The organism is Profundibacter sp., assembly GCF_056498605.1.
Window position 1 is genome coordinate 26,006 of sequence record NZ_JBSMEZ010000116.1, and the last position, 6,737, is coordinate 32,742.

The following is a 6,737-nucleotide window of genomic DNA, read 5'->3' on the forward strand; positions in this document are numbered from 1 at the left end:
GTCATATCAGGCCGCCTTTTGAACGCGGGTATCGCGCCGCAATGTGCGTTTTCCGATGATCAGTTGCAAAAGGATGATGGCGGTCAGCATGGTGACGATCAGCACGGCGGAATAGGCAATCGCAATACCGAATTCGCCGTTTTCAACCCGCCCAACGATGAATGACGTCGCCATATTGTGGCGTGCGCTGACCAGAAAGATCACGGCGGACACGGACGTGATTGCCCGCACAAAGCTGTAGGTCAGGGCGGCCATGATGGCCGGCCCCATCAAGGGGGCGATCACGCGGCGTGCGGTGGTGAAACTGTTGGCACCGCAAGTGATCGAGGCCTCGTCCAGTGACGCATCCAGCTGTGACATCGCCGCAATCCCGCCGCGCACCCCGACGGGCATATTGCGAAACACAAAGACCACGATTAGGATAATGCTGGTGCCGGTCAGTTCGATCGGCGGGAAGTTGAACGCCATAATATAGCTGACCCCGATCACCGTGCCGGGGATGGCGAAGGACAACATGGTGCTGAATTCAAACGCCTCTTTGCCAAAGAATTTCTGGCGCACCAGCAGGTACGCGGTGGCCAGCCCGACCAATGCTGTCAGCGGGGCGGCGATGCTGGCGATCTGCAAGGTAGTGAAATAGCTGTCCCATGCAACGCCCGTAAAACGCCAGCCAGCATCGGTGATCTTGACACCAAAGGCGCGGATGTAGTGATCAAAGGTAAAGCTGTTGTTGTAGCCCCACAGCTTCACAAAGCTACCGAATACGATCATCGAATAGACCACCAAGGTGAAGGCGGCCCATGGCAGGGCGGTGGCGTAGGCAGTGATTTTCACGCCACGCGACAGCGCTGCATGCTGGCCTGAATCCGCCTTGCCGGTGACTGTGGCGTAGGATTTTTTGCCAACCCACTGGCGCTGAACCAGAAAGGCACCCAGCGTCAGGGTCAGCAGCGCAATCGCCAAAATTGCGGCCTTGGCGGGGTCGGCGACCGCGCCGATGATGGCGAAATAGATTTCGGTCGAGAGCACGTTGAAATTGCCGCCCAAGACCAGCGGGTTGCCAAAATCGGCAAGGCTTTCGATGAAGCCCAGCAGGAAGGCGTTGGCCAACCCGGGCCGCATCAGGGGTAGGGACACATAGCGGAAGGTCTGCCAGCGGTCGGCATCCAGTGTTTGGCTGGCTTCTTCCATCGACGGGCTGATGCCCTCGACCACGCCGATCAGCACCAGAAATGCGATGGGAGTAAAGGATAGAACCTGCGCCAGATATACCCCGCCAAAGCCGTATATCCAGCGGGTCTTCTCGATGCCAAACAGGTCGGCAAACAGTTGCGTTGCGGCCCCCGTGCGTCCGAACAGCAGGATCAGCGCCAGACCAATCACAAAGGGCGGCGTGATGATCGGGATCACAGTCAGGATGCGCAGCAGCGGTTTTGCCTTAAAATCCGTGCGGGTGAATATCAGCGCGAACGCAAGGCCCAGCATCACCGTGGTTGCCCCCGTCATGATCGCAAGGATCACCGAATTGATCGCGGGGCCACAAGAGCCACCGATAAAACACCCTAATCCCCACAGGTCGGACGAAAAAAAGCGCGGGAAAAATTCAGTCAGGGAATAGCCCCCGTCCACCTCAAACGCACGGATCAGGATATGGGCGACGGGGAAGAACACGAACACGCCCACAAGTGCGATGATCAACCCGATCAACCCCACAACAAAGGCATCGCCCCGACCCTTACCTATCGAGGTAAAACCGGTGGTCAGGATAAACAGCAGCGCCACAAGGGTGACAAGTGCGCCTGCACCCAGCCCGATTTGGCCACCCTCCGCCCCAAGTGCCATGAAAATATCGTTCATAAACCGCGGGCCTGCCCGCACGACGGCTAGCCCTTGCAGGACAGTCAGGAAAATACCGGCCAAAGCAATGAAAACGATTAGGCGGGCCTTTTTGACAGGGGCTTTGATCAGGTAAAGAGATGTCGCAACCAGTGCAAAAGCAATAATAGGTGCAGCCAGCCATAGGTGGCCATGACCCAGCAGCAACGCCAGTGCCGAGCCGGTTTCACCGTCGGCAATCCCGGTCACCCACGAAAAGGACCAGAACCCGCCGTCGACCATATACCACGGCATCAGGCAATATCCGATAAGTCCCACAAGGAGCCAGAGGCCAGCTGTGCGTGTCATTTGGGCATTCCTTCAGGGCTGGTTGGCGCTATAAATGAATAAATGGAATGGCGAAGCGCAAACAGGTCTGCGCTTCGCCGATACTTAGTTTACTGGTTACTTAGGTTTTACATCTTTGTCCCAACGGGCCAAAAGACGTTCGCGTGTGTCTGTCGCGCCATATGTGGCGAAATCATAGTCGATCAGCTTGATTGACTCCAGGCTGGGGGCCTCGGGTGGCACAGACGCGTTAGAGTTGGACGGCACGTTGTAAACGCCCACTTCCGGCCCGCGCGATTGCGCAGCGGCACTGATCGAAAACTGGACCCAAGCCTTGGCTTCTTCCAGATTTTTAGCGCCCTTGATGATGCTGACACCACCAACCTCATATCCCGTGCCCTCGCAAGGCGATACGATTTTCAGCGGGAAACCCGCCTTAGCCAATTTCACCATGTCGTGCATGAACCCGATTGAAATACCGGTTTCGCCGCGGGCAGCAGCCTTGGATGGGGCAGAGCCTGATTTAGTATACGAGTTGATGTTTTTGCCGATTTCTGCCAGCAGGGCAAAAGCCTCGTCTTCGCCAAACAGCTGCACAAATGTCGCCAGTTCGGTATAGGCAGTGCCCGATGAATTCGGGTTCGCTACCTGAATTTCGCCAGCATAGGCAGGGTTCGTTAAGTCTTTCCAGCAGGCGGGTGGCTCAATGCCCTTTTCGGCCAGAATATCGGCGTTATAGGCAATGCCCAAAGCGCCCGCGTGAATGCCAATCGTGCGTCCACCCGAAATATCGGCCAGATTTTTCGCCCAGCCCAGCAGCTCGGACGTGTCGGCACCGCTTGGTTGGGTCAGCCCTTCGGCAGCGGCGATCAGGTGCGGATCACCCGTGCCGCCCCACCAGACGTCGATCTTTGGGTTGCCAGCTTCGGCGCGGACTTGTGCCAGTGTTTCGCCAGTGGATTTGCGCACCATTGCAACAGAGTTGCCGGTGGCTTCTTCATAGTTGCTGGCCATCAGGTCGCACCAGTCTTGCTCGTTGCTGCAAACGACGTTCAATTCGCCAGCAAAGGCGCTGCCCGCTGAAAATGCAGCAGCCATCGCAACGGCGCTTAATACGGTTGTTTTCTTCATGTTAGTCTCCCAGGTGTTATGATCTCAAATCGCGCGATTCCCTCCACGGGGCGCGTTTTGATCCTGTGAACCGTAGCAGGCATAAGGTGCAGGCGTAGGCGCGAGGGTTAACAAAGCTACAATTCAGGGGAATATTTGTTAACAGCCTTACAATCGTTACAGATATTACAACGCCGCACGCGCCGCTCAAATAAAATGGGATTTCCACATACATTCTGTGCAAGACTATATTTGAAACCCGAACGGGACCATTGACGATGAATACAGATAGCAGCGTGGGTCGTATGGCTAAAATCGCGATCATTGATGATGATGCGGATGTGCGTCTGGCGCTAGAAGCATTGTTGCAGGAAAACGGATTTGATCCATTGCCGATGGCAGGCAGCGCCGAGTTTTTTGCCCTAGGCGAGAAACCCGATGTTGATCTGGCGCTGATTGATCTGCGCCTGAATGGTGAAAGCGGTTTGACGCTGGCAATCCATATCCGCGAGCATCTGGACCTGCCGATCGTGATGCTGACCGGGGTTGGTGACGAGGTCGATAAAATTGTCGGGCTTGAGGCGGGGGCAGATGATTACCTGATGAAGCCGTTTAACCCGCGCGAATTGCTGGCCCGCATCCGTGCCGTGCTGCGCCGCTATGGCAAGGGGCCTGCAACCGGCGCTGCCGTGGTTCCGGACGATCACGATACAATCCGCTTTGGCGATAAACTGCTGGATCGCACGCGACGCGAGTTATTTGACCATACGGGTGCTGAAATTCCGCTGACCAATGGCGAATACCGCCTGCTGGAAGTGTTCCTGCGCAAGCCCGACGAAATAATCCCGCGCGCCGATTTGCTGGCGCAGCTTGGCAGTGATCTGTCGCAATATGTCGACCGCACCATTGACGTGTTGATCCTACGCTTGCGTCGCAAGATCGAACCGGTGCCCTCCAAACCCGTGCATCTGCAAACCCGTCGCGGATTGGGCTATATTTTTGTGCGCACGCCAGAAGGTGCAGCCCGAAACGCGTCACAATAATGCGCCGCGTCTTCAACCCAGACATCCGGCAACGCCTGTGGATTGCGTTGGCGCTGCTGGCAATGTCGACCGTGTTTGTCGGCGGCATCGCGTGGTATGCGCTGGATCGGGCAGGCACACGTCTGGAACAATTGCACAGCCAGACCCTGACACAGGTTGCCCGCGCCCTAAGCCTGTCTAAACAGTCTTCGGATATTGCCACATCAGCCCCGTTCCTGCTGAACCTGAAGTCGACCTATCTGATTGAACGCGAGGGGCGGATATTACTGGAAACACTAAAACCGGCATTGAACACCTGGCCAGATGTAGAAGTAGCGCCTCAATCTCCGGTCAGCGCCTATGAACAAGAAATCGCCGCCACTGTGCGCCAGATGAAAACCGCGATTGCCGATCTGGTGGGCGCGGCCGAGCGGTTGAATTCCGAGCGGGATCAGGCACAGGTATTAAATGTGCTTCTTTCGAGCCATGAAGCACGATTTTATCGCCAATCCACGGATTCCGGTTTGGCAAGCGACGAGCGCCGGATTTGGCTGGCATTGCAAGGGATGGCGAATGAACTGGTGGGGGCGGGACGTGCCGAAAATCTGATGGGGGTGGGCGAACATCGACGTAACTACCAACATATGCGCCGCGCCTTTTCAGGTTTGGATGCGCAAGATTCCCAATCTGACCTGTATCAGGAACTGCATCGCATATCCGCAGGGGAAACGGGGCTGTTCGAGGTGCGCCGCCGCGAACTCTCGCGCAGACTGGAGAGCCAGAACGCGCTATTTCGCATTCAGTATAATGCCAGCACGATCAGTGATCTGGCCGCCCAATTCGCCAGCAACGCCGAGGAATTCCTATCGCAAGAGCGCCTGAAAACCGCCACCTCGATTGATCTGGCCAAGGCAGTTATACTGATTGCGGGGCTGGGCAGTGTCACGGTTGCGCTATTGGCGGCGATATTTGTGTCGGGCTATGTCACTGGCAACATCAAGGCGATATCGGACGCGATGCTGCGCCTTGCCCAAGGGGATCGCAGTACGCAGTTGCGCCGTAAACCTGTCGCCAATGATGAAATTGGCAAGCTGCACCATTCATTCCGCGTGTTCCGCGCCAATGCGTTGCGGCTGGACCGGTCCAACCGCCAATTGCACCAGAAAAACGCCCTGTTTGAAAAGATGTTTGCCAATATATCCGAAGGATTGGCCATCACAAGCGACACGGGGCACCTGACCGCCAAGAACCCGAATTTTACCGATGTGTTACGGCTGGATGATGAACAGTTGTCGGGGAAGCCGACAATTAACGAGGTAATGCAGCAAACAGATTTCGCGGCGCAATCTGTTGCTGCCGGCATTGATGCCACATTCCGCGGCTTTACCGAATTGCAAAATGCCGCGGGCCAGTGCCTTGAGGTGCGCTGTTCGCGCCTACCCGATGGGGGTGGTATCTGGCTTTTTTCCGATGCCACCGAGCGGCGAGAGATGGACAACCGCCTGCGCCAGATCCAGCACATTGAAAGCCTTGGCAAAGTGACGGGCGAAGTGGCGCATGATTTTGGCAATGTGCTGTCGACGATCACTGCCAACATCCATCTGCTGGAAACCGGCAGCCGCAAGGTGACGGCCAAAACCCTGTTGCAACGAGTGTCCGGTGCTGCAGAACTTGGCACATCCCTGACCCAGCGCCTGCTGGCGTTTGCCCGCAAACAACGCCTTGTGCCCGAAGTTGTCGAACTGAATGAACTGGTCGAGGGGCTGACTGATCTGGTCAGCATTGGCCTAAAACGGGGGGTGACACTTGAGGCCCGCGCATCGGATGAAAAACTATATGTTTGCGTTGACCCGGGGCAGTTGGAAAGCGCCATTCTGAACCTGTGCCTGAATGCAAACCAGTCCATCGAGGGGCAGGGTATGATCCGCATTACGGTCTCAAAATCCGGCGATGCCACGGCGATGATCGACATCAACGATACGGGGTGCGGTATGGAGGAGGCGGTGGTTGCCCGCTCGCTGGAGCCGTTCTTTACCGCGCGCAAGGACGGGCAGGGCACAGGGTTGGGCCTGTCGATGGTATACGGGTTTATCAAACAAACCGGCGGCGACATCCAGATCAGCAGCGCGGTTGGTAAGGGCACGAATGTGCGGCTTGCCTTGCCACTTTGCCAACAGCAGACAGATGCTGTGCCTGTTGCAGCAAGCAGCACGGCCCTGCTGGTCGAGGATGATGCGGGCGCATTGGCCAGCACATCGCAACAACTGGCCCAACTTGGCTATCAAGTGATCGAGGCCGCATCCTTTGCCGAGGCACAAGATGCGCTTTATGTCGGCCAGAAACTGGATCTGGTGGTCACCGATTTGCATTTGGATCAGGGCCATTCCGGCTGGACAATCGCGCGCGATTGCCTGGCTTTGTGTTCAACCACAAAAATAATCG

4 protein-coding genes are annotated in these 6,737 nt (G+C 56.6%); 2 read left to right on the plus strand and 2 right to left on the minus strand.

Annotated features, from left to right (window positions below; genetic code table 11):
• Positions 1–6 precede the first annotated feature (6 nt).
• Positions 7–2,184: an ABC transporter permease gene (locus ACWB12_RS12175; RefSeq protein ID WP_479530356.1), complete on the minus strand. Its 2,178-nt coding sequence runs from the start codon at positions 2,182–2,184 to the stop codon at positions 7–9.
• A gap of 96 nt (positions 2,185–2,280) precedes the next feature.
• A complete protein-coding gene (locus ACWB12_RS12180) occupies positions 2,281–3,294 on the minus strand; it encodes an ABC transporter substrate-binding protein (RefSeq protein ID WP_479530357.1) in 1,014 nt (337 codons plus the stop codon).
• Positions 3,295–3,551: 257 nt separating this feature from the next.
• Here ACWB12_RS12180 and ACWB12_RS12185 point away from each other — a divergent pair, with 257 nt between their 5' ends.
• Together ACWB12_RS12185 and ACWB12_RS12190 are read left to right on the plus strand one after the other, a co-directional pair.
• A complete protein-coding gene (locus ACWB12_RS12185) occupies positions 3,552–4,316 on the plus strand; it encodes a response regulator (RefSeq protein ID WP_479530358.1) in 765 nt (254 codons plus the stop codon).
• A partial coding sequence (locus tag ACWB12_RS12190; protein WP_479530359.1) for an ATP-binding protein occupies positions 4,316–6,737 on the plus strand: 2,422 nt, incomplete at its 3' end. The genes ACWB12_RS12185 and ACWB12_RS12190, both read left to right, overlap by 1 nt.